General features: G+C 73.8%; 29 protein-coding genes. 18 read left to right on the plus strand and 11 right to left on the minus strand.

Translation table 11 applies throughout. From position 1 onward, the window contains the following. Positions 1-24 precede the first annotated feature (24 nt). The 4 genes from RM445_RS15760 to ispG all read left to right on the plus strand — a co-directional run bounded on the left by RM445_RS15760 (position 25) and on the right by ispG (position 3,443). Entirely contained in the window at positions 25-1,215 is a 1,191-nt protein-coding gene (locus RM445_RS15760) for a M50 family metallopeptidase (protein ID WP_311557068.1), read from the plus strand. Further along, complete coding sequence (locus RM445_RS15765; protein WP_311557070.1) at positions 1,212-1,709, plus strand: phosphatase domain-containing protein; 498 nt, start codon at positions 1,212-1,214, stop codon at positions 1,707-1,709. The genes RM445_RS15760 and RM445_RS15765 overlap by 4 nt, the downstream gene beginning before the upstream one ends. A gap of 102 nt (positions 1,710-1,811) precedes the next feature. Continuing rightward, on the plus strand, positions 1,812-2,228 hold the full coding sequence (locus RM445_RS15770) for a hypothetical protein (RefSeq protein ID WP_311557072.1): 417 nt from the start codon (positions 1,812-1,814) through the stop codon (positions 2,226-2,228). Positions 2,229-2,297: 69 nt separating this feature from the next. Beyond that, positions 2,298-3,443: a flavodoxin-dependent (E)-4-hydroxy-3-methylbut-2-enyl-diphosphate synthase gene (gene ispG / locus RM445_RS15775; protein WP_311557074.1), complete on the plus strand. Its 1,146-nt coding sequence runs from the start codon at positions 2,298-2,300 to the stop codon at positions 3,441-3,443. Here ispG and RM445_RS15780 read toward each other — a convergent pair. Continuing rightward, the gene (locus RM445_RS15780) at positions 3,430-4,821 is read right to left on the minus strand and encodes an FUSC family protein (RefSeq protein ID WP_311557076.1); all 1,392 of its coding nucleotides are present in this window, start codon (positions 4,819-4,821) and stop codon (positions 3,430-3,432) included. The two genes, ispG and RM445_RS15780, sit on opposite strands and share 14 nt — an antisense overlap. A gap of 144 nt (positions 4,822-4,965) precedes the next feature. On the opposite strand from RM445_RS15780, the gene RM445_RS15785 reads away from it, so the two are divergent. The 6 genes from RM445_RS15785 to RM445_RS15810 all read left to right on the plus strand — a co-directional run bounded on the left by RM445_RS15785 (position 4,966) and on the right by RM445_RS15810 (position 10,596). Beyond that, complete coding sequence (locus tag RM445_RS15785) at positions 4,966-5,799, plus strand: GNAT family N-acetyltransferase (protein WP_311557078.1); 834 nt, start codon at positions 4,966-4,968, stop codon at positions 5,797-5,799. Between the two features lie 115 nt (positions 5,800-5,914). After that, complete coding sequence (locus RM445_RS15790; protein ID WP_311557080.1) at positions 5,915-7,720, plus strand: penicillin-binding transpeptidase domain-containing protein; 1,806 nt, start codon at positions 5,915-5,917, stop codon at positions 7,718-7,720. 87 nt (positions 7,721-7,807) lie between these two features. After that, positions 7,808-8,197, plus strand: a complete 390-nt coding sequence (locus RM445_RS15795) for a DUF3054 domain-containing protein (RefSeq protein ID WP_311557082.1) — start codon at positions 7,808-7,810, stop codon at positions 8,195-8,197. Positions 8,198-8,257: 60 nt separating this feature from the next. After that, positions 8,258-9,115 carry a type I methionyl aminopeptidase gene (map, locus tag RM445_RS15800; protein ID WP_311557083.1) on the plus strand — a complete coding sequence of 286 codons (858 nt, stop codon included), beginning with the start codon at positions 8,258-8,260 and terminating at the stop codon, positions 9,113-9,115. 25 nt (positions 9,116-9,140) lie between these two features. Continuing rightward, positions 9,141-9,716, plus strand: a complete 576-nt coding sequence (locus RM445_RS15805; RefSeq protein ID WP_311557085.1) for a pyridoxamine 5'-phosphate oxidase family protein — start codon at positions 9,141-9,143, stop codon at positions 9,714-9,716. 76 nt (positions 9,717-9,792) lie between these two features. Next, complete coding sequence (locus RM445_RS15810) at positions 9,793-10,596, plus strand: lysophospholipid acyltransferase family protein (protein WP_311557087.1); 804 nt, start codon at positions 9,793-9,795, stop codon at positions 10,594-10,596. 13 nt (positions 10,597-10,609) lie between these two features. On the opposite strand, the gene RM445_RS15815 is transcribed toward RM445_RS15810, so the two are convergent. Then, the gene (locus RM445_RS15815) at positions 10,610-11,974 is read right to left on the minus strand and encodes a mycothione reductase (protein WP_311557088.1); all 1,365 of its coding nucleotides are present in this window, start codon (positions 11,972-11,974) and stop codon (positions 10,610-10,612) included. 24 nt (positions 11,975-11,998) lie between these two features. Here RM445_RS15815 and RM445_RS15820 point away from each other — a divergent pair, with 24 nt between their 5' ends. Genes RM445_RS15820 through RM445_RS15830 form a run of 3 tightly spaced genes read left to right on the plus strand, consistent with a single transcriptional unit; the run spans position 11,999 to position 14,063 of the window. After that, on the plus strand, positions 11,999-12,481 hold the full coding sequence (locus tag RM445_RS15820) for a GNAT family N-acetyltransferase (protein ID WP_311557089.1): 483 nt from the start codon (positions 11,999-12,001) through the stop codon (positions 12,479-12,481). Beyond that, positions 12,478-12,954, plus strand: a complete 477-nt coding sequence (locus tag RM445_RS15825) for a LapA family protein (protein ID WP_311557091.1) — start codon at positions 12,478-12,480, stop codon at positions 12,952-12,954. The genes RM445_RS15820 and RM445_RS15825 overlap by 4 nt, the downstream gene beginning before the upstream one ends. Positions 12,955-12,956: 2 nt before the next feature. After that, positions 12,957-14,063 carry a class I tRNA ligase family protein gene (locus tag RM445_RS15830; RefSeq protein ID WP_311557093.1) on the plus strand — a complete coding sequence of 369 codons (1,107 nt, stop codon included), beginning with the start codon at positions 12,957-12,959 and terminating at the stop codon, positions 14,061-14,063. A gap of 81 nt (positions 14,064-14,144) precedes the next feature. Here the strand turns inward: RM445_RS15830 and RM445_RS15835 are convergent, their stop codons facing one another. The 5 genes from RM445_RS15835 to RM445_RS15855 all read right to left on the minus strand — a co-directional run bounded on the left by RM445_RS15835 (position 14,145) and on the right by RM445_RS15855 (position 18,770). After that, on the minus strand, positions 14,145-15,491 hold the full coding sequence (locus tag RM445_RS15835) for a DEAD/DEAH box helicase (RefSeq protein WP_311557095.1): 1,347 nt from the start codon (positions 15,489-15,491) through the stop codon (positions 14,145-14,147). Between the two features lie 367 nt (positions 15,492-15,858). After that, positions 15,859-16,830, minus strand: a complete 972-nt coding sequence (locus RM445_RS15840) for an RIO1 family regulatory kinase/ATPase domain-containing protein (RefSeq protein WP_311557097.1) — start codon at positions 16,828-16,830, stop codon at positions 15,859-15,861. Between the two features lie 290 nt (positions 16,831-17,120). Then, complete coding sequence (gene yaaA / locus RM445_RS15845; protein WP_311557099.1) at positions 17,121-17,870, minus strand: peroxide stress protein YaaA; 750 nt, start codon at positions 17,868-17,870, stop codon at positions 17,121-17,123. A 53-nt stretch (positions 17,871-17,923) separates the two neighbouring features. Continuing rightward, on the minus strand, positions 17,924-18,358 hold the full coding sequence (locus RM445_RS15850; protein ID WP_311557101.1) for a PPOX class F420-dependent oxidoreductase: 435 nt from the start codon (positions 18,356-18,358) through the stop codon (positions 17,924-17,926). Positions 18,359-18,410: 52 nt separating this feature from the next. After that, positions 18,411-18,770 (minus strand): VOC family protein, encoded by a 360-nt coding sequence (locus RM445_RS15855; RefSeq protein ID WP_311557103.1) that lies wholly within the window; start codon positions 18,768-18,770, stop codon positions 18,411-18,413. A 126-nt stretch (positions 18,771-18,896) separates the two neighbouring features. Between RM445_RS15855 and RM445_RS15860 the strand changes: the two genes are divergently transcribed. Further along, positions 18,897-20,645, plus strand: a complete 1,749-nt coding sequence (locus tag RM445_RS15860) for a proline--tRNA ligase (protein ID WP_311557105.1) — start codon at positions 18,897-18,899, stop codon at positions 20,643-20,645. A 9-nt stretch (positions 20,646-20,654) separates the two neighbouring features. Here RM445_RS15860 and RM445_RS15865 read toward each other — a convergent pair whose 3' ends face one another. Both RM445_RS15865 and RM445_RS15870 read right to left on the minus strand, forming a co-directional pair. Then, complete coding sequence (locus RM445_RS15865; protein ID WP_311557107.1) at positions 20,655-21,509, minus strand: hypothetical protein; 855 nt, start codon at positions 21,507-21,509, stop codon at positions 20,655-20,657. Positions 21,510-21,560: 51 nt separating this feature from the next. Then, entirely contained in the window at positions 21,561-21,971 is a 411-nt protein-coding gene (locus tag RM445_RS15870) for a secondary thiamine-phosphate synthase enzyme YjbQ (protein WP_311557109.1), read from the minus strand. 35 nt (positions 21,972-22,006) lie between these two features. Between RM445_RS15870 and RM445_RS15875 the strand changes: the two genes are divergently transcribed. Further along, complete coding sequence (locus RM445_RS15875; RefSeq protein WP_311557110.1) at positions 22,007-23,086, plus strand: aminotransferase class V-fold PLP-dependent enzyme; 1,080 nt, start codon at positions 22,007-22,009, stop codon at positions 23,084-23,086. 16 nt (positions 23,087-23,102) lie between these two features. Here RM445_RS15875 and RM445_RS15880 read toward each other — a convergent pair whose 3' ends face one another. Together RM445_RS15880 and RM445_RS15885 are read right to left on the minus strand one after the other, a co-directional pair. Then, positions 23,103-23,558 (minus strand): ferritin-like domain-containing protein, encoded by a 456-nt coding sequence (locus RM445_RS15880; protein WP_311557111.1) that lies wholly within the window; start codon positions 23,556-23,558, stop codon positions 23,103-23,105. Then, positions 23,555-24,166, minus strand: coding sequence for a hypothetical protein (locus RM445_RS15885; RefSeq protein WP_311557112.1), 612 nt, complete (start codon positions 24,164-24,166; stop codon positions 23,555-23,557). Before RM445_RS15885 ends, RM445_RS15880 begins: the two co-directional genes overlap by 4 nt. 157 nt (positions 24,167-24,323) lie before the next feature. On the opposite strand from RM445_RS15885, the gene rimP reads away from it, so the two are divergent. The 3 genes from rimP to RM445_RS32395 are packed head-to-tail and all read left to right on the plus strand — an operon-like array spanning position 24,324 to position 26,424. After that, positions 24,324-25,016, plus strand: coding sequence for a ribosome maturation factor RimP (gene rimP, locus RM445_RS15890; RefSeq protein ID WP_311557113.1), 693 nt, complete (start codon positions 24,324-24,326; stop codon positions 25,014-25,016). Then, on the plus strand, positions 25,013-26,086 hold the full coding sequence (nusA, locus tag RM445_RS15895; RefSeq protein ID WP_311557114.1) for a transcription termination factor NusA: 1,074 nt from the start codon (positions 25,013-25,015) through the stop codon (positions 26,084-26,086). Before rimP ends, nusA begins: the two co-directional genes overlap by 4 nt. Then, positions 26,083-26,424 (plus strand): YlxR family protein, encoded by a 342-nt coding sequence (locus RM445_RS32395; RefSeq protein ID WP_397469329.1) that lies wholly within the window; start codon positions 26,083-26,085, stop codon positions 26,422-26,424. The genes nusA and RM445_RS32395 overlap by 4 nt, the downstream gene beginning before the upstream one ends. The last annotated feature ends 153 nt before the right edge of the window (positions 26,425-26,577 follow it).

Below are 26,577 nucleotides of genomic sequence, written 5' to 3' on the forward strand. Positions count from 1 at the left end.
CCGGTGACCGGGAGGTTTCACGCCGTGTTGTTCGTGCTGGGTGTGGTGCTCTTCGCGCTCGGCATCGCGGTCTCGATCGCGCTGCACGAGGCAGGTCACATGTGGACGGCCAAGGCCTTCGGCATGCGGGTGCGTCGCTACTTCATCGGGTTCGGCCCGAAGGTCTTCTCCTTCACCCGCGGCGAGACCGAGTACGGGCTCAAGGCGATCCCGGCAGGCGGCTTCTGCGACATCGCCGGCATGACGGCGCTGGACGAGGTGACGCCCGACGAGGCGCCCCGGGCCTTCTTCCGCAAGCCCACCTGGCAGCGCGTCGTCGTGCTGTCCGCCGGCTCGATCACCCACTTCCTCATCGGGATGGTGCTGGTCTACGCGCTGGCGGTGGCGGCGGGCCTGCCGAACCTGCGCAACACCCCGGTCGTCGGCGAGCTGAGCTGCGCGGCGAACCAGGTCTCGCCCACGGCGCTGGCGCCGTGCGGGCCGGGCGTCCCGGCACCCGCCCAGGCCGCGGGGCTGCAGACCGGCGACAGGCTCGTCTCGGTCGCCGGGACACCCACCCCGACGTGGCCGGACGCCGTCACGGCCATCCGGGCGGCGACCGGCCCCACGCCGATGGTGGTCGAGCGCGGCGGGCAGGAGATCGGCCTGACCGTCGACGTCGCCCGCGTCACGCGGCTCGACGCGGCCGGTGCCGCCGCGACCGTCGGGGCGATCGGGGCCGGCCAGCAGGCGATCTTCGAGTACAACCCGCTCACGGCCGTTCCCGCGACGCTCGACTTCACCGGCCAGATGTTCGTGAACGTCGGGCAGGGCATCATGTCGTTCCCCGAGCGCATTCCGGCGCTCTGGACGGCGCTCTCGGGTGGGGAACGCGACGAGAACACGCCGGTCAGCGTCGTCGGGGCGTCGATCATCGGCGGCGATGCGGCCGAGCGCGGGCTGTGGGAGTACTTCATCCTCCTGCTGGCCCTGCTGAACTTCTTCGTCGGCGTGTTCAATCTGCTGCCGCTGCTGCCGCTCGACGGCGGGCACATCGCCGTCAACCTCTACGAGCGGGTCCGCGACATCGTGCGGGCGCGGCTGGGCAAGTCCAAGATGCCGCCGGTGGACTACACCCGCCTCCTGCCGTTGACCTACTTCGTCATCCTCGTCGGGGGCGCGGTGAGCCTGCTGACGCTGGCCGCGGACATCGTCAACCCCATCCGTCTGGGGTGACGGGCTCGCAGAACGGGCGGCGGCCGCTCGCCGTCTTCGACATCGACGGGGTGCTGGCCGACGTCCGGCACCGCCTGCACCACCTGCAGGCCCGCCCCCAGCGCTGGAACGCGTTCTTCGTCGCCGCGGACCGCGACCCGCTGCTCGAGGAGGGCGCCACCCGCCTCCGCGCCGCCCAGGCCGAGCACGACGTCGTCTACCTGACCGGTCGTCCCGAGCGGAACCGCGCGCTCACGCAGGCCTGGCTGGCGCAGCACGGCCTGCCCACGGGCCCGCTGAACATGCGGCCGGACGACGACCACCGCCCGGCCCGGTGGGTCAAGCGGGAGACGCTGCGCCGCCTCGCCCGCAGCCGCACCATCGCGTCCGTGCTCGACGACGACCCCGCGGTCGTCGCGACGCTGGAGGCGGACGGTTGGCCGGTGGAGCTGGCTACCTGGCTGCCGCACTCGTCGACCCTGCAGAGCGCCCAGGAGCAGCAGGGACGCACCTGACGCCACGGGTGTCCCGGCTGTACGCAGATGTACGTATATCCGGAGGCGGAACACCCCTGCGACGCTGCGCCATGGATCGTGACGTAGGACGAGGAGGTCGACGTGCGCCGGCAGATTCTGCTCGTGAGCTTTCAGCCGCAAGCCACCCCGCCGAGCGGGGATCCACCGGCGTTCGATGTGAAGTCCGGCCCGGGAACGGTGACGCTGCTCTCCGGTGACGATCAGGGCGTACCGGCCGCGATCTCCTACGAGACGCACGTGCAGATGACCGGCGAGACGACCTTCGTCGAGGACGGCACGATCACGGTCGACGACGGCGGGCTGCGGGTGACGACGGTCGGAACTGGAGTGATCGAGCCGTCGCCAGAAGAAGGCACACTGCGCGGATCGGTGATGTGGGATCTCACCGGCACGGGGCGCTTGAGCGGCACGACCGGTCTCCTGACCTCGAACTTCGAGTTCACTCCCGAACAGGGCAGTGCGTTCGAGCACCAGGTGTTACGCCTGTTCCTGGCTTAGGCAGCCCCGTCAGGGGAGCGTGACGCGGGGATCACGGCGCGCGTGATCGGGCCAGGGGATACTGGAGACGTGAGCGTCTCCCTCGGCATGCCCGTCCTTCCCGCGCCCACCCTGGCGCCCCGCCGGAAGACCCGGCAACTGCAGGTGGGCGCGGTGGGCGTCGGCAGCGAGCACCCGATCTCGGTGCAGTCGATGACCACGACCCTGACCTCCGACATCAACGCGACGCTGCAGCAGATCGCGGAGCTCACCGCGTCGGGCTGCGACATCGTCCGCGTCGCCTGCCCGAGCCAGGACGACGCCGACGCGCTCCCGGCCATCGCCCGCAAGAGCCAGATCCCGGTGATCGCCGACATCCACTTCCAGCCCAAGTACGTGTTCGCCGCCATCGAGGCCGGCTGTGCGGCCGTGCGGGTGAACCCGGGCAACATCCGCAAGTTCGACGACCAGGTCAAGGAGATCGCGGCGGCGGCCCGTGACCACGGCACCCCGATCCGGATCGGGGTCAACGCCGGGTCGCTCGACAAGCGCCTGCTCGAGAAGTACGGCAAGGCCACGCCGGAGGCCCTCGTGGAATCCGCGCTGTGGGAGGCGAGCCTGTTCGCCGAGCACGACTTCCACGACATCAAGATCTCGGTCAAGCACAACGACCCGGTGGTCATGGTCCGGGCCTACGAGCTGCTCGCGCAGGAGTGCGACTACCCCCTGCACCTGGGCGTCACCGAGGCCGGCCCCGCCTTCCAGGGGACCATCAAGTCGGCCGTCGCGTTCGGAGCCCTGTTGAGCAAGGGCATCGGCGACACCATCCGCGTGTCGCTGTCGGCGCCGCCGGTCGAGGAGATCAAGGTCGGCACGCAGATCCTGCAGTCGCTGAACCTGCGCCCGCGCAAGCTGGAGATCGTGTCGTGCCCGTCGTGCGGGCGCGCGCAGGTCGACGTCTACAAGCTTGCCGACGAGGTCACCGCCGGGCTCGACGGCCTGGAGGTACCGCTGCGCGTCGCGGTGATGGGCTGCGTGGTGAACGGTCCGGGGGAGGCCCGCGAGGCCGATCTCGGCGTGGCGTCGGGCAACGGCAAGGGTCAGATCTTCGTGCGCGGCCAAGTGATCAAGACGGTCCCCGAGCACGCGATCGTCGAGACCCTGATCGAGGAGGCGATGAAGATCGCCGAGACGATGGAGCCCTCCGGCGAGGAGCCCACCGTCACCGTCGGCTGAGCGTCGGCGGGACGCCGGCGAGGACCAGCAGGCTCTGGTCGATCCGCCGCAGCAGGCGGGCCGCCTCCAGGAGGTCGTGCCGCCGCCCGCGCTCGACGCAGCGCGCGGCCCAGGCCTCGGCCGCGTCGATCAGCTCCTCGGCGGAGACCGGAGCCGGCTGGTCCCGGGTGCGGTGCAGCACGTGCAGCGCGTCGCGGTAGCCGTCGGAGGCGCGGCGCCACGGACCGGTCAACGGGGCGGTCCGGTCGCGCAGCGTGCTCAGCGCGTCGTCCATGTCGCGGGCCAGTTCGTTCGGCCCGCCGGACGGCACCCGGCCGAGGAACTGGTCCGTCGCCGCGACGAGGACGGCGTCCGTGGTGCTCACGAGGTCGTCGTGGGCCTCGTCGTAGGCGTCGTGCGTGCGGCGTGGGAGCACCAGGAACGCGGCGAGCATGCCCATCACCGCCCCGACCGCCGTCTCCTCGATGCGCAGCTCCAACGTCTCCAGGCTGAACTGCCCGATCAGCCCGTACATAAGTGCGAGCACCGCGGTGACCCAGAACGCCATCAGCGCCTGCGAGATCCGCACCACGCTCGACATCCAGGACCCGTTGCCCGGGCCCGTCCGGGTCCGCGGCGCCGGACTCCTCGTCGCCGGATTCCGCGCCGCCGGATTCATCAGGGCCAGCCGGTCGAGCCGGTCGGCGACCAGCAGAGCGGTCCTGTTGAGCCGCGTGCGCCGTCGCCGTGTGTCCTGCAGCGCCGACTCCACCCGGTCGGCCGGTCCGCCGGCCGCCGCCAGCAGTGCCGCGGTCGCCACGACGAGGCCGTGGACGTGTGCGTGGAAGGCGCGTAGCAGCCGGGCCAGCGTCCGGTCGTCCCGCTCGGCGAACACGTAGCCGCGCAGGAGCAGCGTCGCACCCAGCCCGGTGACGGCCGCGACCAGCAGCCACGGCAGCTCCGCCGGACGGGCCTGGAGGAACTGGGTGAAGAAGTACGGCATGAACCCGGCCATGCCCAGCGCGAAGCCGCGCGGACCGAACCGGCGGACGTACACCGCAGCCATGGTCACCGCGACCAACACGACGTCGGCGACGAGGCGGTGCGGCGCGAGCAGCGTCCCGGCGGTGACCGCGACGGCCGCCGGAAGGATTATGAGAGCGGTCGTCGCCCGCCGCCGCGACAGGTCCGGCTCGTTCACCGCGAGGTTGCTGATCATCGCCAGCACCGCGGCGAAGATCAGTAGGCTGACGGGCTGCCCGGTGAGCGCGCGCACCGCGGCCATCACCACCACGGCGAGGACCATCGACGCGGACCCGATCCCGGCGAGCCGGAGCCGCTCCAGCCCGGGGTCGACGCCCGCAACAGCGGTGCGCAGGTCCGCCCACCGCCCGTGCACGGCCGCAGTGTCGTCCGGCCGTGCCGGTCCCGCCAGCCGCTCCGGGAGGGGCCAGGAGACGCCGAGGCCCCGAATTGGCGCCGGACCGGGTCTTCTCCGACCTCTGACATGAACACCCGACCGCGGATATGGCACGGTTACAGCGTGCTGAGGCTTGCGGGAGCGAGGCTGCTCGACGACCGGGACCGCGGCGCCGTACGCGCCGTCCTGGACGCCGACCCCGTCGCGACCTGCATGGTCGGCGCACGGGTCGAGCTGGCAGGCCTCGATCCCTGGCGCCTCGGCGGCGAGATGTGGGCCTTCGGGTCACGCCTCGACGGGCTGTGCTTCTCGGGAGCGAACCTGGTTCCCCTGCACGGCACCAAGCAGGCCCTGCGCAGCTTCGCCGACCGCGCCCGGCGGAACGGCCGGGGATGCTCGTCGATCGTGGGTCGCGCCGAGCTCGTCCTGCCCCTGTGGCAGGACCTGTCCGGGCACTGGTCGCGGCCCCGGGAGGTCCGGGCGGACCAGCCGCTGATGGTGCTGGCGGGGTCGCCGTCGACCGCTCCGGACCCGCACGTCCGGCCCGTGCGCCTCGAGGAGCTCGACCGCTACCTGCCTGCGGCCGTGGCGATGTTCACCGAGGAGGTCGGGGTCGATCCCCGGGTGGGCGACGGGGGAGTCGGGTACCGGGCGCGGGTCGCCGAGCTGGTGCAGGCGGGCCGGGCCTTCGCCCGGTTCGAGGGCGACGAGGTGGTCTTCAAAGCCGAGATCGGGGCCCTGAGCCGCCAGGTCGGGCAGATCCAGGGCGTCTGGGTGCACCCGGACCGCCGCGGCCACGGCCTGGGCACGATCGGTACCGCGGCCGTGACCGAGCGACTCGCCGCGATGGGCCGGGTGTCGAGCCTGTACGTGAACGGATTCAACACCGTGGCCCGCCGGGCGTACGCGCGGATCGGCTTCCGGCAGGTCGGCAGCTTCGCCACCGTGCTGTTCTGACGGGTTGTCCGGACGGTCGTCCCGACCACCCGTCCGATGGCGCGTGCGTCGCGGGACACGCCCGGATGTGGCGCGCGGCCATGTTCTCGTCGGTGCAGGTCGGCATACTCGCGGCGTGTCCCGCCTTTCTGTACTGGCTGCCGCGCTGGCCCTGCTGTTGACGGCCGTCGCCGGTTGCGGGCTGGGCGGCGACGGGCCCGAGGAGACCGTGCAGGCGTTCGCCGCGGCCTGGGCGGGCGGCGACGACGGTGCCGCGGCCGCGCTGACGGACGATCCGGCTGCGGCGACGGCGCTGCTCACCTCGGTACGCGGGTCGCTGGCCCCGGCCGCGCTCGCCGTGCAGGTCGGCCAGGTGCGCACGGCGTCGGACACGGCCACGGCGTCCCTGGACCTGCGGTGGGACCTCGGGCAGGGCCGCATCTGGAGCTACCACGGCGAAGCGGGGCTGCGCCGTGCCTCGGGCGACGGCCCGGCCTGGCGCGTGATCTGGGCGCCGACGGTGGTGCACCCGCAGCTGGCGGCCCGCCAGCGGCTCGTGCTGACCACCGGCGCCGCCGAGCCCGCCCCGGTAGTGGACCGCGCGGGAGTGCCGCTGCTCGCCGCCACGCCCGTCGTCTCGGTGCTGCTCGACCGGCTGCAGACCGGCGACCTGCCGGCCGTCACCGGATCGCTCGCCGCCGCGCTGTCGCCGATCGAGCCGTCGATCACGGCGCAGACGATCACGGACGGCGCCGCGGCCACCCCGGACGGCCGCGCCTACACCGTGGCGGTGCTGCGCGACACGGACTACCGGACGGTCAAGAACGCGATCCACGACCTGCCGGGCGTGCGGTTCACCAGTTCCGAGCGGCTGCTGGCGCCCGACGCGGGGTTCGCGCGCCAGGTCCTGCCGGCGGTGCGCACCGCCCTGGCGGCGCAGCTCGACGGCATCCCCGGCTGGTCGGTCGCCGCGGTCGACGCCGGCGGCAGCACGGTCGCCACGCTCGTCGAGGAGGCTCCGAAGCCCGGGACGACGGCGGCCGTCAGCCTGGACCGGGGGATGCAGACCGCCGCGGAGGACGCCGTCGAGTCGCTCCCGCAGCAGGCGATGGTCGTCGCGGTGCAGCCGTCAACGGGGCAGCTGCTCGCGGTGGCCCAGAACGGCGCCGCGGACGCGGCAGGCGCGCTTGCCCTGACCGGCCGCTTCCCTCCGGGGTCGACCTTCAAGATCGTTACGGCGCTGGCCGGGGTCGAGCAGTCCGGGCTGGCGGCCGACTCACCGGTGGCGTGCCCGAGCGAGACCGTGATCGGTGGACGCCCCGTGCCGAACGCCGAGCGGTTCGACCTCGGAACCGTGCCGTTGAGCAGGGCGTTCGCCAGGTCCTGCAACACGACCTTCGCCACCGTCGGGGCCGGCCTGGCTCCGGACGGCCTGACCACCGCGGCGCTGCAGCTCGGCCTGGGGGCCGACTACGCGGTGCCGGCCGTGACGACGATCACCGGTGCGGTTCCGGCCGCGCCGGACCTCGTCCAGCGAGCGGAAGACGCGTTCGGCCAGGGGCAGGTGCTGGCCAGCCCGCTGGGCATGGCACTCGTCGGCGCCACCGTGGCGCACGGCGCCCCGGTGGTGCCGCAACTGATCACCGGCCGCCCGACCGAGGTCCTCATACCCGCCTCCGCGCCGGACCCCGCAGCGCTGGAACAGGTGCGCACGATGATGCGCGCGGTGGTCACCGAGGGCACCGCCACGGCGCTGAAGGGCCTGGGCGAGGTGCGCGGCAAGACCGGCACCGCGGAGTTCACGAACGACGGCAGCGGTGCCCACGGGTGGTTCGTCGGCTACCGGGGCGACCTCGCGTTCTCGGTGCTGGTGGTCGACGGCGGCACGTCCGAGCCCGCGGTGGCGGCGGCCGGACGGCTCCTCTCGGCGGTGCCCGCATAGCACCCGTCGGGCGTTCGACCGACGCGGAACCGGATGGAAACGCGCAGGACGGGCTTCATCCGGGCCCGTGGGGCCTACTCTTGTCCGATGGCCATTGCTGCGCGGTCCTCGCGGATCACTCTGCTGGCCGCCGCTGCGGACGCCGTCGCGGTGGTGGTGTTCGCCGCCGTGGGCCGGTTGAGCCACGGCGAGGCCGACGACCTGCTCGGCCTCGTCGGCACGGTGGCCCCCTGCGGCGTCGGGCTGGTGGCGGCGTGGGCGACGCCGGTGGTCCGGCGCGACCCGGCCTCCTGGCGGGCCGGCGCCGTGGCCGTCGTCTGCACGGTGGGCGTCGGCCTGGTGCTGCGGGCGGGCTTCACCGGGCGTCTTCCCCCGAGCTTCGCCGTGGTCGCGACGATCAGTCTCGCGGTGCTGCTGCTCGGTTGGCGCGGCCTGGCCGCGGTCGTGTCGCGGACCGCACACCGCGCCGCCCGCTGACCCGTCCGTTCCAAGGCGCGAGCCGTCGGACCTGTCGGTCGGCGTCTCTAGACTGGTGCCATGCCCACCCGGACACTGCTGACCCCCGGCACGATCTCGCCCCGGCGTGAGGTCCCGGCGCACATCCCGCGGCCGGAGTACGTGGGCAAGCCGGGCCCGACCAGGAGTGCCGACCCCTGGGTGCAGCCGCCCGAGATCATCGAGGCCATGCGCGTGGCCGGGCGGATCGGGGCGCAGGCGCTGCAGGCGGGTGGCGCGGCCGTCGCCCCGGGCGTCACGACGGACGAGGTGGACCGTGTCGTCCACGAGTTCCTGGTCGACCACGACGCGTACCCGTCGACGCTGGGCTACCGCGGCTTCCCGAAGTCGTGCTGCACGAGCCTGAACGAGGTCATCTGCCACGGAATCCCCGACTCGACGGTGATCCAGGACGGCGACATCGTCAACATCGACGTCACGGCGTTCATCGGGGGCGTCCACGGCGACACGAACGGCACGTTCCTCGCCGGCGACGCGACGGAGGAGGACCGGCTGCTGGTCGAGCGCACCCACGAGGCGACGATGCGGGCGATCAAGGCGGTGCGGCCGGGGCGCGCGCTGAACGTCGTCGGCCGCGTCATCGAGAGCTACGCCCGCCGGTTCGGCTACGGGGTGGTCCGCGACTTCACCGGCCACGGCATCGGCCGCGACTTCCACTCCGGTCTCGTGGTGCTGCACTACGACAACCCGGAGGTCGCCACGGTGCTGGAGGAGGGCATGACCTTCACCATCGAACCGATGATCACGCTCGGCACCGCCGAGTACGACATGTGGGACGACGGCTGGACGGTGCTGACCAAGGACCGCAAGCGCACCGCGCAGTTCGAGCACACGATCGTGGTCACCGGCGGTGGCGCCGAGATCCTCACCCTGCCCTGAGGGGTCGAGAAGCCGGAGGAACTCCGTGTCCAAGGTCTACGACTGCATCGACGCCGACATGGCGGCGTGGATCGGGCGCCAGCCGGTGTTCTTCGTAGCGACGGCGCCGCTCGCCGCCGACGGCCTGGTCAACCTCTCGCCGAAGGGCGGGAGCGGAACCTTCCGGGTCGTCGACTCGCACACGTTCGCCTACCTCGACATCACCGGCAGCGGTGTCGAGACCGTCGCGCACCTGCGTGAGAACGGCCGGGTCTGCGTGATGTTCTGCTCGTTCGACAGGCGGCCGACGGTCGTGCGCCTGCACGGCATCGGGCGCGCGGTCCTGGTCGACGACCCCGCGTTCGAGGCGGAGCTGGCCGCGTTCGGCGAGGCCGGGTCGAGCCGCAGGCCCTACCTGCGTGGGGTGATCGTCGTCGACGTCGCGCGGGTGTCCGACTCCTGCGGCTACGCGGTGCCGCGGATGGATCTGGTGGAGGAGCGGGAGACGCTGGACCGGGTGTGGCGCAGCCGGGACGACGAGCGGATCGCGAGGTACCACGCCGAGCGGAACGCGACGAGCCTCGACGGACTGCCGGGGCTCGCGCCCGCCGGGCGGGAGTGAGCACCCCGTCCACCGATCCGCCGGTGCCACCCCGGACCGGTCGTGTGATCATCGGCCGCGAGGGGGAGGAGCGGGCATGACGGAGACGGTCCCGCCACGGCCGCTGCGGGTGCGCGAGGTGCTGGCGTTGAGCTTCACACGGCGCCGTCGCGGCTCGGGGTTCTGGTTCGGCTTCGCGATCTCGGCGCTGTGGCCGGTCACGATGTTCGGCCCGCGCGTGGTGTTCGCAGGCGGCGAGCACCTGCCCCGATCGGGAGGGGCGCTGCTGGCGTGCAACCACGTCTCGGACGTCGACCCCATCTACGACGTCGCGTTCGCCATCTCCCACGGCCGGATGCCCCGGTTCCTCGCGAAGGCCGAGCTGTGGAGGATCCCGGTCGTGCGCTCGGTGATGGCGGGCGGCCGCCACATCCCGGTGCACCGGGCGTCCACCCGAGCCGCCGACGCCTACAAGGAGGCGATCGAGGCGTTGCGCCGCGGCGAGGTCGTCGTCTTCTACCCGGAGGGCACGCTGACCGCGGATCCCGACGAGTGGCCGATGAAGGCGAAGAACGGGATCGGACGGATCGCACTGGTCACCGGGACGCCAGTGATCCCGGTCGCGAACTGGGGCACCCAGGACCTGGTGCCGCCGGACCGTCACCCCCACCCGTTCCCGCGCAAGACGGTGAAGGTCGTGGCCGGTCCGCCGGTCGACCTGTCGCGCTGGCTCGGCGGTCCGCGCACCCGCACCGCACTGGACGGCGCCACCGGAGCGATCATGTCCGAGATCACGGCGCTCGTCGCCGGTCTGCGCGGCGAGGAGTCGCCGCCCGTGCCCTACGACCCGGCGTCGGCCGCCGTCCGTACGGCGCCGCCACCCACGCAAGCTGCCGGCTGACGCCGGGGAAGGCTCAGAGCCGCAGGCCGAGCAGCGCGTTCTCGACCAGCTCGGGCAGCGCCGGGTGGATCCAGTACTGCCCACAGGCCATGTCGTTCGCGGTCAGCCCGAACGACATGGCCTGGATCAGCGGCTGGATCACCACCGAGGCGTCCGGTCCCATGATGTGGGCACCCAGCAACCGCCCGGTGCCGCGCTCGGCGAGCACCTTGCAGAAGCCGGTGTCGTCCTCCATCGCCCACCCGTATGCCACGTCGCCGTAGGCCTGCACGTGCACCGCGTAGTCGAGGCCGGCGTCGCGGCACTCCTGCTCGGTGCGCCCGACCGCGGCGATCTGGGGGTCGGTGAACACCGCTGCCGGCACGAACCGGTGGTCCGTCCGCTGCAGCTCGTCGGGGTGCAGCAGGTTGTGGGCCACGACCCTCGACTCGTGGTTCGCGACGTGCTTGAGCTGGTACGGCGAACTGGCGTCCCCGAGCGCGAACACGCCGTCGACCGGAGTGCGCTGGAACTCGTCGACGACGATCCTCCCGTCGCGACGGGTCGGGATCCCCGCCGCCGGTAGGTCGAGCCCGTCTCCGTTGGGCCGTCGTCCGGTGGCGACGAGCAGCACGTCGCCACGGACGCACGTCCCGCCGGCGAGGTCGAGCACGATCTGGCAGGCGTCACCGCGGACCCGGACCGGCTCGGCGCCCAGGTGCACGTCCCACCGGTCGCGGGCCAGTGCGGTGAACCGCTCGGACACCGTCTCGTCCTGGTCGCGCAGCATCGGGCTGCTGCGCCCGACCACCGAGACCGCGCAGCCGAACGCGGAGAACACGTGGGCGAACTCCGCGGCGATGTAGCCCGCCCCGAGGATGATCAGGCGTTCGGGCAGCGTCTCGAGCCGCATCACGGTGTCCGAGGTGTGGAAGGGCACCCCCGACTCGGTGACGACGGCGGGAACGATGGGCCGGCTGCCCGCCGCGAGCACGATCCGGTCGGCCGTGAGCGCCACGTCCGGTCCGTCGACGTGCAGCTCCTTCGGGCCGGTGAACCGGGCGTGCCCCTCGTACAGCGTGATGTTGCGGCACCGGTGGGCGCGGTAGTCGCGCCCTGCGGAGGAGATCGGGTCGATCCGGCCGAACACGCGGTCCCGGATGTCGCTCCAGCGCACCTTGTCCACCGAGGCGTCGATACCCAGATGGCCGGCCCGGCGCACCGCACGCGCGATGTCGGCGGGGTGCACGAACATCTTGGTCGGGATGCAGCCGACGTTGAGGCAGGTGCCGCCGAACGTCCCGTGCTCGACCAACGCGACGTCGAGGTTGTCGAACCGGGCGTCGAGGAACGAGTTGCCGGAGCCGGAGCCGATGACGATCAAGTCGTGGTGCCGCACGCTCCGAGGTTAAGTTGTCCCCACATGGACGGCACAGTGCAGGTGACACGAGGACCCGACCTGACGACGGCGGCGCTCCACGGGCTGCTGCGCCTCCGGGTGGACGTGTTCGTCGTCGAGCAGCGCTGCGCCTACGCCGAGCTGGACGGGCGCGATCTCGACGCGGGCACCGTGCATCTCGTGATCGGGCCTGCCGAGGCGCCGGAGGCGTACCTGCGGCTTCTCACCGAACCCGGTGGGGAGCGGCGGATCGGGCGCGTGTGCACGGCAGCGGCGGCCCGCGGGCGAGGATCGAGCCGGCGTCTGCTCGTGGAGGCACTGCGGGAGGTGGGCGACGCGCCGTGCGTGCTCGACGCCCAGGCGCATCTCACTGGGCTGTACGGTGGATTCGGTTTCGTGCCGAGCGGGCCCGGCTACGACTGGGACGGGGTTCCGCACGTGCCCATGCGACGCCCGTCCGGGAGTGCCGGGCCCACGGTTTCCAGAGAAGAGGACATCGGGACATGAGCGACGACGCGGGGCGCGGAAGCCTCGGTGGCTCGCGGGCACACGGCAGCGCGGGGCCGGTCGACCCGACTGCGGACCCGGCGACCGATCCCGGCATGCGGATCCCCGTTCCGGCGGACCGGACGACCGGCCCGGTCGCGCTGCCCCCGTCCGGCCCGGCCACCGGTACCGCTCCGGCCACCGGCGCCGCTCCAGCCACCGGCACCGCTCCCGCCGTGCGGCATTCGCGTAGCGGTGGCCTGTGGGTGGGCCTGATCCTCTCTGCGCTGGTCCTGCTGTTCCTGCTGGTGTTCATCCTGCAGAACGGCGACCCGGTGCAGATCTCGTTCTTCGCCCTCGAGGGCGTGCTGCCCACCGGTGTCGCGCTCCTGCTCGCGGCGATCGCGGGCATCCTGCTCGTCGCCATTCCCGGGAGTGTGCGCATCCTGCAACTGCGGCGCGTCGCACGGCGGCAGGCCCGCCCGGAGCGCTGACGGTGCTGCGGTTGGAGGGTCGCCCGGTCCCGGTGGTCGGCCGGGCGCGGGTGTACGTCTGCGGGATCACCCCCTACGACACCACGCACCTGGGCCACGCCTCGACCTTCGTCTGGGGTGACGTCGCCGCGCGGGTGCTGCGGCACGCGGGCGTGGACGTCGAGGTGTGCCGCAACGTCACCGACGTCGACGACGTCCTCGACGCGGCCGCAGCGCAGGCGGGGTCCCGGTTCGACAGCTTCGCGGCCGTGCAGCAGTTCCGGTTCGACCGCGACATGGCCGCGCTCGGTGTCCGCAGGCCGACGCACGAGCCCCGGGCGCACAACTATGTCGAGCACGTCGTCGCGCTGGCCGAGGCGCTGCTCGAGGCCGGTGCCGCGTACGAACGCGACGGGTCGGTCTGGTTCCGCGGTGCCGACGTGACCGCCCGCGCCGGCCTGGACCGGGTCACCGCGCGGGGGTTGGCCGTCGAGTTCGGCGAGCGCTTCGACGACGGTCGCGAGGAGTGGGCCGACGTCGCCGTCTGGCGGGCGGCAGGCCCGGGAGCGGGGACGAGCGAGCCGGCGTGGCCGAGCCCGTGGGGCGAGGGCCGGCCCGGATGGCACGCGGAGTGCGCGGCGATGGCGCTGACGACGTTCGGCCCCGCCCTCGACCTGCACGTCGGCGGCGCGGATCTGCGCTACCCGCACCACGCCTACGAGGCCGCGATGGCCGAGGCCGTCACGGGGGTCAGGCCCTTCGCCCGGGCGTGGTTGCACGTCGGGACCGTGCAGGTCGACGGGGAGAAGATGGCCAAGTCGGCCGGCAACCTCGTCCTCGTGAGCGAGGTCGTCGAGCGCTACCCGCCGGCCGTGCTGCGGCTGTTGCTGATCGACCGGCCGTGGGCGCGGCCGTGGGACTTCGAACCCGGCTCCCTGGACCGCGCCGCGGCCCGGCTGGAGCGGCTCTACGCGGCGGCGGCCCGCGGGACGGACGGCTCGCCGTCGGCGGCCCGTGCCGTCACCATCGCGCTGTCGGCGAACCTGGACGTGCCGGCTGCTCTCGCCGTCGCGGAGACGGACGGCGGAGCGGCGGCCCGGCTGGCGCTCTCGGTGCTCGGCCTGAGCTGACCGGCGGCCGAGGCAGAAAAGCCACGTTCACGCGGTCCTGCCGCATGAACGTGGCTTTCCTACCGAAGACGAAGCGGAGGATCAGGCGGCGCGACGCGGACGCCCGGCCCCGCTGCGACCGCCACTCGAGCGCCCGCCGACCGACCGGCCGGAACCGGGGCGACCGGCGCCGGGGGCGGCGCGGCGACGAGGCGTGGGTGCCGGCTTCGGCGCCTCCGCCACGGGCACACCGCTCGGCGTGCGGGCTCCGGTGATCCGGCCGAGAGACGCGTCACCGGGGCCGACCTCGGTGCTGGTAGCGCGCACCCCGGCGAGCCGGGTCAGCCGGTCCACCTCACGGCGCTCGGGCGGGGTCACCATGGTGACGACCGTGCCCGACTCGCCGGCCCGCGCCGTACGGCCGGCGCGGTGCAGGTAGTCCTTGGGGTCGGCGGGCGGGTCGACGTGCACGACGAGGCTGACGTCGTCGACGTGGATACCGCGGGCAGCGACGTCCGTGGCGACCAGCACCGGTGCCTGGCCCTCCTTGAACTCCGCGATCGCGCGGTTGCGGGCGTTCTGCGCCTTACCGCCGTGCAGGGCGACCGCGGTGATCCCGTCGCGGCGCAGGGTCTTCACCAGCCGGTCCACGCCGTGCTTCGTGCGGACGAAGAGGATGGTTCGCCCGTCGCGGGCGGCGATCTCCGTGACCACACGGGGCTTGGCGGAGGTGTCGACGACGAGCAGGTGGTGCTCCATGGTCGAGACCTGGGCCGTGGCCGAGGCGACCGCGCGGGTCACCGGGTCGTGCAGGTAACGGCGGACCAGCGTCGCGACCTCGCCGTCCAGCGTCGCGGAGAACAGCAGCCGCTGGCCGTCGGCCGGGGTGAGGTCGAGGATGGCGCGGACCTGGGGCAGGAACCCCATGTCGGCCATGCGGTCGGCCTCGTCGATCGCGGTGACCTCGATCGCCGACAGGTCGCAGGTGCGCTGGTTGGTGTGGTCGGTGAGGCGGCCCGGGGTGGCGACCAGCAGGTCGATCCCGCGCTGCAGCTCAGCGGCCTGCCGGTTGAACGACATGCCGCCCACCACCGAGGTGACGGTCAGGCCCAGCGCCTTGGCGTACGGCATCACCGCATCGACGACCTGCTGCGCGAGCTCGCGGGTCGGGACGAGGACGAGGCCGCGCGGACGACGGGCCTGGGCCCGGTCGCCGGCGAGGCGCGACAGCAGTGCGAGGCCGAAGGCCAGGGTCTTGCCCGAGCCGGTCTGACCGCGGCCGAGCAGGTCGTGCCCGGCGAGGGTCTCGGGGAGGGTGGCCGCCTGGATGGGGAACGGCGCGGTGAAGCCGCCCGCCGTCAGCGCCCGCAGCACGGGCTCGGGCAGACCGAGTTCGGCGAAGGACGGCATCCCGGCTTCGGGGACGGTCCACAGGACCTCCGGCGGCATCGCCGTGGCGAGGACCGGGGAGGGGCCGCCGGTGCCGCGGGGTCCGCGGGACGAGCGGGGTCGACCGCCGCCCGAGGGGCGACGCGACGACGAGGCGTTCGACGTGCGCGGGGCACGGCGAGCGAAGGGGGAAGACAAACGAACCTCCGGGACGTGGCACGTCGCGCGAGGAGGTGGCGGCACCGAGATGGCGGCACCGATGATCACTCCGGACGAGCCCGGGCGTGCGTGACGCCCTGATGAGTGGTGCGGGTGGCGCCCGCTACGACGGACTTCCTAGGCCGGAACGGCCGGGCGCTCGTGATCAAGCATACGCGAGGCCCGGCCGTCGGTCGCGCCGGTACCGCCACACGGCGGTGTGACCTTGTCAGGGGTGTGACGTCGTGCGGGAGACGGACTCCGGCGGAATGCGCAGGTCGGCGCACAACTCCTCGAGCAACGCGCCGGCCTCACCCGGCGCGTCGGGCAGCCCGCGTGCGGCGAACCACTCGGCGACCCGGGCCACGTCCCGCGCGAGGAACGCCGGTCCCTGCGGGTTCCCGATCACGTCGACCACCTGCGGCAGGTCGATCACCACGAGCCGGCTCGCCACCCCGTCCGGGCTGTGCACGAGCAGGTTGTAGGCCGACAGGTCGCCGTGGGTCAGGCCGTGCCGGGCCAGCCCGCGGAGTGCGACGGACAGCTGCCGCCACAGGTCGGCGAGCAGGGCCGGGTCGGGCCGCAGCTGGGCCAGGCGCGGGGCGGCCGACCCGTCGGGCGAGCCGACGAACTCGATCAGCAGCTCGGTTCCGTCCAGCTGCACCGGGTAGGGCACGGCCACGCCGTCGGCCCACAGCCGGGCGAGCGCCGCGAACTCCGCGGCCGCCCACTGCCCGGCGAGCAGGTCACGGCCGAACTCCGTGCGTCGCGCCATGGCCCGCATCTCGCGGGAACTGCGCACCCGCCGGCCCTCGGTGTATCCGGCGTCGCGGTGGAACATCCGGTGCTCGGCGCTGCGGTAGCGCTTCGCCGCGAGCAGCACCCGGCGGTCGTCGTCCGGTACGGCGCGCTCGAGGAGGTGGACGTCGGCCTCCTTGCCGGTCTTGAGGACACCGAGCTCGGTGTCGATGGCGGCGTGATCGGTGATCACCCACGGCGGCCGCGGCCGCGGACCGTGCATCGCACCGGTCCAGGTCGACCAGCGGTCGCCGGTGGGTGGGCCGTCGATGTCGACGCCAGCACGGCCGTCGAGGTCGACGGGTGCCGGTCCGCCACGGCGGCGGAAGGTGACGGGTTCGTCGTCGTCGAAGCGGCGACGGCGGAACTTGACAGGGGGACGGTCGAGGTCGTGCTCGCGCAACGCGGGTTCTCCAGAAGAGGGGTGCCCGCCGGCCGCGCGGTTCCGAGAAAGGCGGCCTTAGACGGCGGGCGGAGCAGGGGGACGGGTGCAGACCACGCCCCGGGCGGCGGTCGACATGCGGCGTCTCCTCGTTCTCCGCCGGTGATCCGGCTCGACGGATCTCACTCTGCTCAGGCTCCCGGTGTCGCGCAACGAGGTTTCCGTGCAGGCGCACGTGCAAGGTGGCACCACCGTGGAACGGGTGCTCGCCCCGTTGACCGGTGTGCCGCCCGACTCCGGCCGGTCGGCCGTCAGGCGGCGACGATCACGTCGAGGTGCGTCGCACCGGAGCGCTCGACGCGCATTCCGGCGCGCCGGGCCACCGCCGCCACGCCGGCGGCGTCCGACGGCTCCGCCCGCGTGACCGCGAGCGCCCGGGCCAGCCGGCCCTTGTGCGCCTTGTTGAAGTGGCTGACGACGCTCCGGCTGCGGTCCGGGCGCTCGGACAACACGTTCACCGTGACCGCACCCGTCACCCGGCCGAGCGCGGCGTACGAGCCGGAGCGCAGGTCGACCACGGTCTGGGTGGCCGCGAGTTCGGCGAGCACGGGGTCGAGCAGCGGCCGCCATCGGGCGGCGAGCGTCGGCCGGCCGGGTAGCGCCGAGCCGGCGGACAGCCGGTAGGCGGGCACCGGGTCGGTGGCCCGCAGCAGCCCGAACAGCGACGACCCGACCATCAGCCGCGCGCCCGCCCGCGCTGCCGCGGCACCCCGCAGCGAGCCGGCGTCGAGCGCGTCGTAGAGCACGCCGGTGTAGCGGCGCAGCGCCGGCAACGTCGGTGCGCTCCACAGCGTGGCATTGCGGCTCACCTCGACGTCCTGCCGCGGCGAGAGCCCCAGCGCCGCCCGGCTCGCGGGGACGTCGCCCGCGAGCTCGACCAGCTCGTCGACCAGTTCCTTGCGGAGCGGGTCCAGCTCGGGGAAGGAGAGCGCCGCCGCCGCGAGGGGCGGGCCGTCGCCTCCCGCGTGCTTGGTCTCCGACGGCGGCAGCAGGACGAGCACGGCATCCACGGTAGCCGCCGCGGATCAGCCGCCCGTCCGGGCGACCGGTGTGCTCAGCGGACCTTCGCGCCGTACGCCCGCTCCACCCGCATCGCCATCAGCACGCGGCGGTCCGCCACCATCACGGCGCGGTACTCGGCCCAGTCGGGGTGCTCGCCCGCGGCCGCCCGGTAGTAGTCGACGAGCGCCTGGACCTCGGGACCGTCCGGATCCGTCCCGGGCCCGGTGAGCGTCACGCTGCCCTCGGCCGTGGCCCACGACCAGCCGTCGCTGCTCGTCACCTCCAGCGCGGCGCGAGGGTCGCGGCGGAGGTTCGCCGTCTTGGCGCGGCCCTCCGTCATCGAGACGTAGAGCACGCCGGCCTCGCGGTCGTAGAACGGCGTGACCGGCGACAGCTGCGGGCGGCCGTCGGACTTGATCGTGGCGAGCACCCCCAGCCGGGCCTCGGCGATCAGCGCGTGCGGGTCGAACTCGGTGAGCGTGGTCACAGACCGCGCAACGGCCCGGCTGCCGCCCGCATTCCGACTCTCCGTCGTGCGGTCAGTGCTCCGCGACGCAGAACTCGTTGCCCTCCGGGTCCGTCAGCGTGGTCCAGACGAAGCCCTCCGCGTCGCCGCCGCGCTCGCCGAGCACCGTGGCGCCGAGCCCGACCAGCCGCTCCACCTCCGCGTGGCGCTCACCGACCGGCGCCACCAGGTCGAGGTGCAACCGGTTCTTACCCGCGCGCTCCTCCGGGACCTTCTGGAAGCCGAGCACCGGACCGCCCGCCGACGACGGGGCGAGCATGACGAACTCGCCGTAGTTGCCCGAGACGTCCGTGCGCAGCGCCGCGGCCCAGAACCCGGCCAGTGCCTTCGGGTCCGCGCTGTCCGTGGTGACCATGCCGATCGCCAGTGCCATGTCGAGCCTCCTCCTGGTGTCCTCCGTCGCGACGGACGCTAGCGGCGACCACCGACAGAAACCGGCCGCCGAGGTGAGCCGGAACCGAGGCGACGGCCGTCGGGGGTCGTCGCTACCCTTCCCCAGGTGCTGACCAGGATGTCGTCGCTGTTCCTGCGGACCCTGCGCGAGGACCCGGCCGACGCGGAGGTGCCGAGCCACAAGCTGCTCGTCCGCGCCGGCTACGTCCGCCGGATCGCGCCGGGGATCTACTCCTGGCTGCCGCTGGGGCTCCGGGTGCTCCGTGCCGTCGAGCAGGTGGTGCGCGAGGAGATGGACGCCATGGGCGCCCAGGAGATCCAGTTCCCCGCGCTGCTGCCCCGCGAGCCCTACGAGGCCACGAACCGGTGGACCGAGTACGGCCCGAACATCTTCCGGCTCAAGGACCGCAAGGGTGGCGACTATCTGCTCGGTCCCACGCACGAGGAGCTGTTCACCCTCACGGTGAAGGGCGAGTTCGCCTCGTACAAGGACTACCCGGTCGTCCTCTACCAGATCCAGACCAAGTACCGCGACGAGGAGCGCCCCCGCGCGGGCATCCTGCGCGGCCGCGAGTTCCTCATGAAGGACTCCTACTCGTTCGACCTGACCGACGAGGGCCTGGCCGAGTCGTACGCGAAGCACCGCGACGCGTACATCAAGATCTTCGACCGGCTCGGGCTGCGGTACGTGATCGTCTCGGCGATGTCCGGGGCGATGGGCGGCTCGGCCAGCGAGGAGTTCCTCGCCGAGTCCGAGACAGGGGAGGACACCTTCGTCCGCGGGCCCGGCGGCTACGCCGCGAACGTCGAGGCCGTCACCACCCCCGCGCCTCCCGCGCAGCCGGTCGACGACAAGCCCCCCGCCCAGGTGCACCACACACCGGACACGCCGACGATCGACACGCTGGTCGCCTTCCTCAACTCCGCCGGCCTCGGCCGGACGTTCACGGCGGCGGACACGTTGAAGAACGTGCTGGTCAAGACCCGCCTGCCCGGCGCGGACGGCTGGGAGCTGCTCGCCGTCGGCGTACCCGGCGACCGCGAGGTCGACATGAAGCGCCTCGGGGCGGCGCTCGAGCCCGCCGAGGTCGCCCTGCTGGAGGAGGCCGACTTCGCGGCGCGCCCGTTCCTGGTGAAGGGCTACATCGGGCCGGGAGCGCTCGCGGCGAACGGCGTGCGTTTCCTCGTCGATCCCCGGATCGTGACGGGCACGGCGTGGGTGACGGGCGCGGACAAGCCGGACCACCACGTCGTCGATCTGGTCGTGGGCCGCGACTTCACCCCGGACGGGACGATCGAGGCCGCCGAGGTGCGCGCGGGCGATCCGTCGCCCGACGGCCAGGGGGTCCTGGAGGCGGCGCGCGGCATCGAGATCGGGCACATCTTCCAGCTCGGCCGCAAGTACGCCGACGCCTTCTCGCTCGACGCGCTGGGGCCCGACTCCAAGCCGGTCCGGATCACGATGGGCTCCTACGGCATCGGGGTCTCGCGCCTGGTCGCCGCGATCGCCGAGCAGAGCCACGACGAGCACGGCCTGGTGTGGCCGCGATCGGTGACGCCGTTCGACGTGCACCTGGTCGTGGCCGGCAAGCAGGCGGAGATCCGTGAGGGCGCGGAGAAACTGGCCGAACAGCTCGACGCGGCCGGGTTGCGGGTGCTGCTCGACGACCGCACCGCTTCTCCGGGGGTGAAGTTCGCCGACGCCGAGCTGGTCGGCGTGCCGACGATCGTGGTGGTCGGCCGCGGGCTGGCCTCCGGGGTGATCGAGGTCAAGGACCGGGAAACGGGGGAACGGACGGAGGTCGCCCTGGCCTCGGCCGTCGAGCACCTGGTGGAGCTGACCGGCAAGCGCTGACGCCACCGGTCACGGCGGGCCGAGCCGGACGCTGGCGAGCACCGCGTCCAGCGTCGACCGGTCCGGCGCAGCCGGCTCGGTCGGCCCGCCCGCGGAGTCGCCCGCGACCAGGAGCAGGGCGGCCCCGCCGCTGACCGGCGCGCCGAGCGCGAGGACGGTGCCTCCTGCGGAACACCCGGCCGGACCGGCCGGCGTGTGCACGGAGACCTCGACGACGGTGCCGGCGACCGTTCCGTCCGACCCGTCGACGGCAACCGGGCGCGGCAGGGTGATGGTCACGTCCGGTGGTGCGCCGCCGGGCGCCGCGTACGACGTGGCGGCGAACCACCGGGCGAGGCGCTCCGCGAGCTCGGCCGGACCCACCTCCGCGCCGGTGGGCAGCAGCGCTGCGGCGGCGAAGCCCCGGAGGAAGCTCTGGCCGCCGCACTCGTACCTCGGCCCGTGCACGACGCCGGTCAGCGCCGGCGCGTCCGTCCCGGCGCCGAGATCGGGCGGCGGGGCGCTCCAGCCGACCGGTGGTGCGTAGGACAGGAAGGGTGTCGTCAGAGTGGTCCCGGCCGTCCGGGAGCTGTGCTCCGCCCGCACGCCGACGGTGGCGAGGAGAGCCACAGCGGCGACGACCACCGCGACGACCACCGCGACGGCGAGCACCACGAGGCGTCGGGCAGAGCGTCGGACGGGGCGTCGTCGAGCACTGCGCACGGCACTGCGCGCCGGTGTCGCGTCGGCGGTCAGCCACGGCAGCGCCGGATCCGCACCTGCGGCGGCCGGCCCCGGCCGATCCGGCCACCACGGCGGCACCGAGCCGGCCGGAGAAGGCCGCGCCTCGACCCCCGTACGTCCGGATGCCCCGCGACCCTCCACGGCCCGGAGGCTAGCTCCGGGCCCGTGTCCCGCGTGGCGGTTCCGGAGAATTCAGCCCGGCAGGAACGACAGCCGCACCGAGCGCACGGGGTTGTCGCCGTTCGTGTCGACCAGGCAGATCGACTGCCAGGTGCCCAGCGCCATCCGCCCCTCGAGCACCGGGACCGACACCGACGGCGCGACGATCCCCGGCAGCACGTGGTCGCGGCCGTGCCCGCGGCTGCCGTGCCGGTGGCGCCAGCGGTCGTCCGCCGGAAGCAGGTCGCGCAGCGCGGCGAGCAGGTCGGTGTCGCTGCCCGCGCCGGTCTCGATGACCGCCAGGCCCGCGGTGGCGTGCGGCACCCAGACGTTGAGCAGGCCCTCGCCGGCACCCACGGATCGCAGGAAGTCGACGATCTCGCCGCCGAGGTCGACGACCGCCTCGCGGTCCCCGGTCCGGATCTCCACCACGGTGCTGTCCACGAGCGGACTCTAATGCGGGGCTAGCGTCGGGCGCCGTGCACACCGCGTTCGGTCGAGAATTCGACGTCCCCGACGGCTACCTCAACACCGCGAGCATCGGTGTCCCGCCGACCTGCGCCGCCGACGCGGTGGCCGCCGCGGTCGAGAGCTGGCGCCGGGGCACGGCCCGGGCCCCGGACTTCGACCCGGCCGTCACCGCCGGGCGGGCCGCCTTCGCGGACCTTGTCGGCGTTCCGGCGGAGCGGGTCGCGATCGGCGCGTCGGTGTCGGCGCTGATCGGGCTCGTCGCGGCCGCGTTGCCCGCGGGAGCGCGGGTGCTGGTGGCCGAGGGGGAGTTCACCAGCGTCTCGTTCCCGTTCGCCGCGCAGACGGCGCGGGGCGTGAGCGTGGTCGAGTGCCCCCTGGAGATGATCGGCACGCGGGCGCCGGAGTTCGACCTGGTCGCGGTGAGCGTGGTCCAGTCCGCCGACGGCCGGACGGTCGACCTCGACGCCCTGCGGGCCGCTCGGACAGCCGGCACCCGGGTGGTGCTCGACGCGACGCAGTCGCTCGGGTGGCTGCCGGCGGACCTCGGCTGGGCCGACGCGGTCGCCTGCGTCGGCTACAAGTGGCTGCTGTGCCCCCGCGGGGTGGCGTGGCTCGCGCTGGGCCCGGACCTCGCCGCCCCGGACGGTGGGGATCCGCAGCGGGACGGCTACGGGCGTGCCCTGGACGGATTCCGCGTCCTGCCGCACCACGCCTGCTGGTACGCCGGTGGCGACGTCTGGGGCAGCATCTACGGCCTGCCGCTGCGGCTCGCCGACTCCGCCCGCCGCTTCGACGCGTCCCCGGCGTGGTTCTCGCACGTCGGTGCCGGCGCGGTGCTGCCGTGGCTCGCCGGCCTGGACCGCGGTGCGGTCCGCGAGCACTGCGTCGGGCTGGCCGACGCCGTCCGTGGCGGCCTCGGGCTGCCGGCGGCGGGGTCGGCGATCGTGGCGGTCGACCGTCCCGGCGCCCCCGACCGGCTCGCTGCGGCGGGGGTCGCCGGGAGCCTGCGTGCCGGTGCGGTCCGCCTCTCGTTCCACCTCTACAACACGGCCGGCGACGTGGACCGCGTCCTCGACGCCCTCGCCTGACTGCTGCGTCTCCCGTTCAGGAACGGCCGGGAAAGACCGGCACGGCGGGCCGGGTGCCGACCACCGCACGCCACCGGGCGCCCCGGACGGCCGTGTCGGTCAGCGCCCTGAGGCCCGCCCGGCGCAGGGAGCGGTCCGTGCTGCGCTCCAGCACGGAGCGCCAGGCGGCTGCCGCGTCCGTCTCCGCCGTCACCAGCAGCCCGGCCGCCGACGCCGCGTCCGTGACGGGTTGCGGGGTGGCGTACGCGGGCTGGGCGGAGACCGGGCGCTGCCCGAGCTGGGTCAGCGTGGCCTCGATCTGGCCCCGTAGCTCGCGGTGCGCCGCGGCGTCCGCGCGGGCCGTGGTGACCTGCTCCGGTTTCAGGAAGGCGATCGCGAGGGCGTAGCTCCACAGCGCCGCGTGCTCGGTGCCCAGGACGTCCTGCAAGGAGCCGACCGCCACGTCGTCGAGACGGACGTTGCCGCCGCTCATGCGAGCACCACCGCGTAGGCCGCGCAGCAGGCGGCGACCGACGCGACGAGACCGACGCGCTCGGCCGGCAGACCCGGCACCAGATCCGCGGCACCACGCTGCGACGCCGCGACGGCGTCCCGCACCTGGGCGAGAGTGACGACCCGTGGCGTGACCGATGCCGGGGGAGAGGTTCCTGCCGCGGCCGAATCCTGCGCCGACCCGGCGGGTGGTGCGGCCGGGGCCGCCGTGGGGCCGACGCTCGTGGGGGCCGCGGCACCCGGTGCCCCGCCGACCCGGACGACCTCGGCGTCCAGCGCCGCCGCGTGCTCCGCCCGCGCCGCGCGCAGCGGCTCGATCCGCGCGGACAGCCCCGGATCCGCCGCGACGGCCGCGGCGGCCAGCGCGGCGTCCGCCCGGGCGGCGTCGGCGAGCGCGACCAGCGGATCGGGCTCCTTCCGCCGGGGCGTGACACCGCTGCAGCCGCCCACGAGCGCGGCCGCGGCGGGCAGGGCCAGCGCCAGCCGGAGCACCCGGCGGCGGTCCAGGGCCGGCCCCGTCGCGCCGGGCCCGGTCGGTTGCCCCACCGCCGACCCCGCCTGGCGCCGCCCCGCCGTCGCCTCGCTCACGGCGGCTCATCCTGCCAGGCCGGTCGCCACCCCCGGCGCGATACCCTGGCGGACCCGAAGGCCCGGTTCGGGCGGTTTCCGATCCGCCCTCGCCCGCCCGACCGTTCCACCGCCTGCACGGCGATCCTGCCGCGCGGACAGACCAGGAGTGCCCACGATGTCCCCGCCACGCCCCCGGACCCGGTCCACGGCCCGATCGGCCCAGGATCGCGGGGCACCGCAGGACGGTGGGCCGGCCCAGGAAGGTCGGGCGGGGAAGGCCCCGAGCCGGCCCGGGACCTCGTCCGACGAGCTGCGCGAACTGCTCGAGCCGTTCGTCACCGACGCCGGGTTCGAGCTCGATGCGCTCGACGTCCGCAGCGCCGGCCGCCGGCACACGGTCCGGATGGTGGTCGACTCGGACTCCGGAGCGGGCCTGGACGCCATCGCGCGGCTCAGCCGCGCGGCGTCCGACGCCCTCGACAGCAACGAGCACCTCGTCGGCGGGTCCTACACGCTGGAGGTCACCTCGCCGGGCGTCGACCGGCCGCTGACCCTTCCGCGGCACTGGCGGCGTGCCCACCTGCGCCTGGTGACGGTCCGCCCGCAGCCCGGCTCACCGCTGGGCGACGCGGTCTTCGCGGGGCGGGTCGGTGCGGCGGGCGACACGTCCGTGACGCTGCTGGTCGACGGGCGGCTGCGTGAGGTGCGCTACGCCGACGTCGCGCACGCGGCCGTCGAGGTCGAGTTCGCCCCGCCGCCGACGAAGGAGATCGCCCTGCTCGACCCCGGCGCGATCGAGGAGGACGCGATGCACGACGGTTCGGATCGGCCGGATGCAGCGGACGACTCGGTGGAGGACTCACAGTGAACGTCGACATCGCGGCCCTGCGCGCCATCGAGCGCGACAAGGACATCCCGTTCGAGACCGTGCTCGAGGCCATCGAGACCGCCCTGCTCACGGCCTACAAGCACACCGAGGGCCACCAGGTCCACGCGCGGGTGGACATCGACCGCAAGACCGGGGTCGTGCGCGTGCTGGCCCACGAGGAGGGCTCCGGCGACGAGCCCGGTCCCGAGTGGGACGACACCCCCGAGGGGTTCGGGCGGATCGCGGCCACCACGGCCCGGCAGGTGATCGTCCAGCGCCTGCGCGACGCCGAGCACGAGCGCACCTACGGCGAGTTCGCCGCCAAGGAGGGCGAGATCGTCGCCGGGGTCGTGCAGCGGGACGCCCGCGCGAACGCCCGCGGCGTGGTGGTCGTCGCCTTGGGCGGCGGCACCGAAGGCGTGCTGCCGCAGGCCGAGCAGGTGCCGGGGGAGCGGTACGTCCACGGCGAGCGGCTGCGCTGCTACGTGGTCGGCGTCACCCGGGGCATGCGCGGCACCCAGATCACGCTCTCCCGCACCCACCCCAACCTGGTGCGCAAGCTGTTCGCCCTGGAGGTCCCTGAGCTCGTCGACGGGTCCGTGGAGATCGTCGCGGTCGCCCGGGAGGCCGGGCACCGCACCAAGATCGCCGTCCGGTCGACGGTGCCGGGGGTGAACCCGAAGGGCGCGTGCATCGGGCCGATGGGCTCCCGCGTGCGCGGAGTGATGAGTGAGCTGGCCGGCGAGAAGATCGACATCATCGACTGGTCGGACGACCCCGCCACGTTCGTCGGCAACGCCCTGTCCCCGTCGAAGGTCGTCTCGGTGAGCGTGCTCGACGCGCGCACCCGGACGGCCCGCGTGATCGTGCCCGACTTCCAGCTGTCGCTCGCCATCGGCAAGGAGGGGCAGAACGCCCGGCTCGCCGCACGGCTCACCGGGTGGCGCATCGACATCCGCAGCGACGCCGATCCCCGGGTGACCGGCGAGGGCGGCACGCCCGGCGTGGCCACGGCCCCGGCGGGCGACCATGCCGGAGCGGCCAGCACCCCCGGTGCGGAGCCCCGCTGACCGGCGACGCGGTACACTGGAGATCGGTCCGTCGCCCGGGCCGGGATCGTGCACGGCAGGCCCCCCTCCCCGACCAGCCTCCAGCTGATCAGGGTCCGGTCCGGACGTGTGTCGGGTGCCGTACCCGGGCAGTGGCCGACGACCTGCTGCGGGTCGTCGCGGTGGACGGGATGGTCATCCCGGACCCGCGGCGTCGGCTCCCCGGTCGGGGTGCATGGCTGCACCCCCTCCCGGAGTGCCTCTCCCGTGCCGAGCGTCGTTCTGCGTTTCCGCGGGCGCTACGCGTCCCGGGCCCGCTCGACGTCGATCAGGTACGGTCCTTCCTGCAGCACACCTGAGCACGCGCACCACCCTGGGGCCCGGGATCTTCCCGGACCCGCCAAACCACGAAAGCCAGGTCGACCCGTCATGAGCCAGTCGTGAAGATCGCACCATGAACGTGCTTCGACGCTAGGTTCGAGGTCGAGCGGGACACGCCGCCGGCCTCCGAG

This window comes from Pseudonocardia charpentierae (genome assembly GCF_031845345.1).
Classification (GTDB): domain Bacteria; phylum Actinomycetota; class Actinomycetes; order Mycobacteriales; family Pseudonocardiaceae; genus Pseudonocardia; species Pseudonocardia charpentierae.

Coding starts and splice junctions, on each gene's coding strand:
- RM445_RS15795 (WP_311557082.1), top strand. CDS start 7,808: ATGGCCATTGCTGCGCGGTCCTCGCGGATCACTCTGCTGGCCGCCGCT.
- map (WP_311557083.1), top strand. CDS start 8,258: ATGCCCACCCGGACACTGCTGACCCCCGGCACGATCTCGCCCCGGCGT.
- RM445_RS15810 (WP_311557087.1), top strand. CDS start 9,793: ATGACGGAGACGGTCCCGCCACGGCCGCTGCGGGTGCGCGAGGTGCTG.
- RM445_RS15820 (WP_311557089.1), top strand. CDS start 11,999: ATGGACGGCACAGTGCAGGTGACACGAGGACCCGACCTGACGACGGCG.
- RM445_RS15825 (WP_311557091.1), top strand. CDS start 12,478: ATGAGCGACGACGCGGGGCGCGGAAGCCTCGGTGGCTCGCGGGCACAC.
- RM445_RS15835 (WP_311557095.1), bottom strand. CDS start 15,491: ATGCCGCCGGAGGTCCTGTGGACCGTCCCCGAAGCCGGGATGCCGTCC.
- RM445_RS15855 (WP_311557103.1), bottom strand. CDS start 18,770: ATGGCACTGGCGATCGGCATGGTCACCACGGACAGCGCGGACCCGAAG.
- RM445_RS15880 (WP_311557111.1), bottom strand. CDS start 23,558: ATGAGCGGCGGCAACGTCCGTCTCGACGACGTGGCGGTCGGCTCCTTG.
- rimP (WP_311557113.1), top strand. CDS start 24,324: ATGTCCCCGCCACGCCCCCGGACCCGGTCCACGGCCCGATCGGCCCAG.